Below are 3,095 nucleotides of genomic sequence, written 5' to 3'. Positions count from 1 at the left end.
TACGCAATTCCTTTACTACACCCGTTTTTTCAAACTTTTTCTTAAAGCGCTTAAGTGCTTTATCAATTGACTCGTTCTCTTTGATTGAAATAATTAACATGTATTTTTCTCTTTTGAATTAAATTGTGTGCAAATGTACACTTATAATTTTGAAGATGCAAGTGGTCTTTCTAAATTTTCGTTAGGTATTTTTACTTATTTTTGCATTTCATTTTACTAGGAATTATGTCGGATTTTGCGCGGACTACGGTCACTGCGGCCTTGATTTATGCCAATGGCCCCATTCATATTGGTCATTTGGCAGGTTGTTATTTGCCTGCAGACATCTATGTTCGGTACTTGCGGTTGAAGAAACAGGATGTCATTTTTGTCTCAGGGACAGATGAGCATGGGGTACCGATTACGATCAAGGCGCAAAAAGAGGGTAAAACGCCCCAACAAGTTGTTGATTATTTTTACAAGGAAATCAAGGCTTCTTTTGAGGAATTTGGTATTTCATTTGATATTTATGGTCGGACGTCCGCTCCGGCACACCATAAAATGTCTCAGGATTTTTTCTTGAAGCTTTACCAAGATGGAAAGTTTATGGAGGAAGTTACTGAACAGTATTATGATGTGGCGGCAGATCAGTTTTTGGCGGATCGGTATATTACGGGTGATTGTCCTAAATGCCAACAGCCTGGCGCTTATGGGGATCAATGTGAAAAATGCGGGTCGGCATTGTCACCAACTGAATTGATTAATCCAAAATCCACCTTAAGTGGAGCTTCACCTATATTAAAAGAGACTAAAAACTGGTTTTTGCCCTTGGATCAATGGCAAGGCGAGTTGGAAAAATATGTTAATTCCCACCCTGAGTGGAAATCAAATGTGAGTGGTCAGGTAAAATCTTGGTTGCAAGATGGCTTGCGCCCGCGTGCGATGACCCGTGATTTGAGCTGGGGTGTACCTATTCCTTTGCCGGATACGGAAGGGAAAGTGTTGTATGTGTGGTTTGATGCGCCGATTGGCTATGTGTCGATGACGAGCCAATTAACCCTCGATTGGGAGAAATGGTGGAAAGCAGAGGACAGTCGGATTGTTCATTTCATCGGCAAGGATAATATTGTATTTCACTGCTTGATTTTCCCGGCGATGTGCATGGCGCATGGCGGGTATCAATTGGCGGATCAAGTGCCGGCGAATGAGTTTATGAACTTGGAGGGGGATAAGATTTCAACCTCACGCAATTGGGCGGTTTGGTTACATGAATATTTGAAAGAGTTTCCAGGTAAACAAGACGTCCTGCGGTATGCGTTGACGGCATCTAGTCCGGAAACGAAGGATGCTGATTTTACGTGGTCAGACTTTCAGACGAAAAATAATTCAGAGCTAGTTGCCATTTTGGGCAATTTTGTGAATCGCGCTTTTGTGCTGATCGATAAGAATTTTGAGGGCATTGTACCTGAAAAAACAGCTGGAACGGGTCTGGAAACAGATGTTGTTGCGGCTTTAGCAGAGATTCCGGGTAAATTAGATCAGGCCTTAGCGACCTATAAATTCCGAGACGCCTTAGTGTATGCGATGGAAATTGCACGCATTGGCAATAAATACTTAGCCGATGCGGAGCCATGGAAAATCATTAAAGAAGACCGTGCCAAAGCCGGGACCGTATTGAATTATGCGGTACAACTAGTGGCGCATGCGTCCTTAGCGCTTGAGCCGTTTATTCCGTTTACGGCAGCTCGCCTACGGACAGCGCTGGGGTTAGCAGACGCCGACTGGTCAGCCATTGGAAATTTTGAATTGATTCCTTCGGGTCAAAAACTAGCAAATCCAGGTTTGTTGTTCGAGAAACTAGAGGATGATGTCATTCAAGCACAAGTAGATAAGTTAACAGCAAGCAAGGCACAGATGGAATTAGCGAGCAAACAAGTGACTCCCGTGAAAGAAACCATTGATTTTGATTCGTTTTCGAAGATGGATATTCGGATCGGTCAAATCACCGCGGCCGAAAAGGTTGAGAAAAGTAAGAAATTATTGAAGTTGACCGTCAACGATGGTATCAAAGACCGCACCATTTTAAGTGGAATCGCGGAACATTTTGAGCCAGCAGCTATCCTTGGGAAGCAAGTGACTTTCTTGGCGAATTTAGCGCCTCGCAGTATTATGGGTCAGGAAAGTGAAGGGATGATCTTAATGGCTGAAGATGCAGATGGCAGTTTGGCCTTTGTAGAGCCGAGTAAATCAGTTTGGAATGGGGCGAGTATAAGTTAAATATCGCCACTTCGTTAAATTAAAATAAGGTCAGAAGAAACTTCTGACCTTATTTGTTAACCTCTAAACCTATTTAACTATGAAAATTTATACGAATATAGCTGTTTTCTTTAAAAAATATGAGTTTAGTGCAAAATAAATAAAAAAAGGTGCCGTTAAAAACAACACCTTTTTCAAATACCTCTAAACCTATTTAACTATGAAAACTACTTAAAATCTAATTTTGAAATACAACAACTAAATCTTGATTTTGTTCAGAAATAATATTTAAATCTGATTCAATCTTCGGTTCTGTCTCTAAAACCGCCCAAATCGTGTTGATTGCTTTGGCTGATTTGTTGATTTCTTTAATCCAATTCGATGTTTTTTCGCTTGTTACTACTTGATTAGCAATCGAATTAACTGTTTCGTTAAATAAAGCTTGTTCAGCTTTCGTTGCTTTTAGGTAGGCCGACTGGTTATTCTGATAATTTTCTAAAATCGAAATCGTCAAGCTAGCTGTCGAAGATGCACTTGCACCTACGTAATCTTTTCTTATCAATAACTGAATTACTTCAGAAAGAGTTTCTTTTTTGATAGACAATCCTGTTGTCGATACATCCACATTAGATGTTGTTCCGTTTGCTTTTGCCGCTGTTGCGATTAGGTTTAGTCCCACTAAAACACCAATCATTAATATTTGCTTCTTCATAATAATATTATATTTATTGATTAAATCAACGATACAAAATTATTGCATTTTTTTAATATAACAAAACTTGCTTTTACACAATTTCAGAAGCGTAAATTGTTTTTGTTTCTATTTTACGATATAAAACAGAATATTTTATATGTTTTTA

3 protein-coding genes are annotated in these 3,095 nt (G+C 39.5%); 1 reads left to right on the top strand and 2 read right to left on the bottom strand.

Annotation, left to right across the window (positions count from 1 at the left end; genetic code table 11):
• Positions 1–100: 30S ribosomal protein S21 (rpsU, locus tag ACIQ6T_RS11315; protein WP_395786456.1), on the bottom strand; the 100-nt coding region annotated here is incomplete at its 3' end.
• Positions 101–225: 125 nt separating this feature from the next.
• Here rpsU and metG point away from each other — a divergent pair.
• Positions 226–2,256: a methionine--tRNA ligase gene (gene metG, locus ACIQ6T_RS11310; RefSeq protein ID WP_395786454.1), complete on the top strand. Its 2,031-nt coding sequence runs from the start codon at positions 226–228 to the stop codon at positions 2,254–2,256.
• Between the two features lie 217 nt (positions 2,257–2,473).
• Here metG and ACIQ6T_RS11305 read toward each other — a convergent pair whose 3' ends face one another.
• A complete protein-coding gene (locus ACIQ6T_RS11305; RefSeq protein ID WP_395786452.1) occupies positions 2,474–2,947 on the bottom strand; it encodes a hypothetical protein in 474 nt (157 codons plus the stop codon).
• Positions 2,948–3,095 lie beyond the last annotated feature (148 nt).

The organism is Aquirufa sp., assembly GCF_044377215.1.
GTDB lineage: Bacteria > Bacteroidota > Bacteroidia > Cytophagales > Spirosomataceae > Aquirufa.
This window is presented reverse-complemented; position numbering and strand designations above follow the sequence as displayed.

Coding starts and splice junctions, on each gene's coding strand:
- metG (WP_395786454.1), top strand. CDS start 226: ATGTCGGATTTTGCGCGGACTACGGTCACTGCGGCCTTGATTTATGCC.
- ACIQ6T_RS11305 (WP_395786452.1), bottom strand. CDS start 2,947: ATGAAGAAGCAAATATTAATGATTGGTGTTTTAGTGGGACTAAACCTA.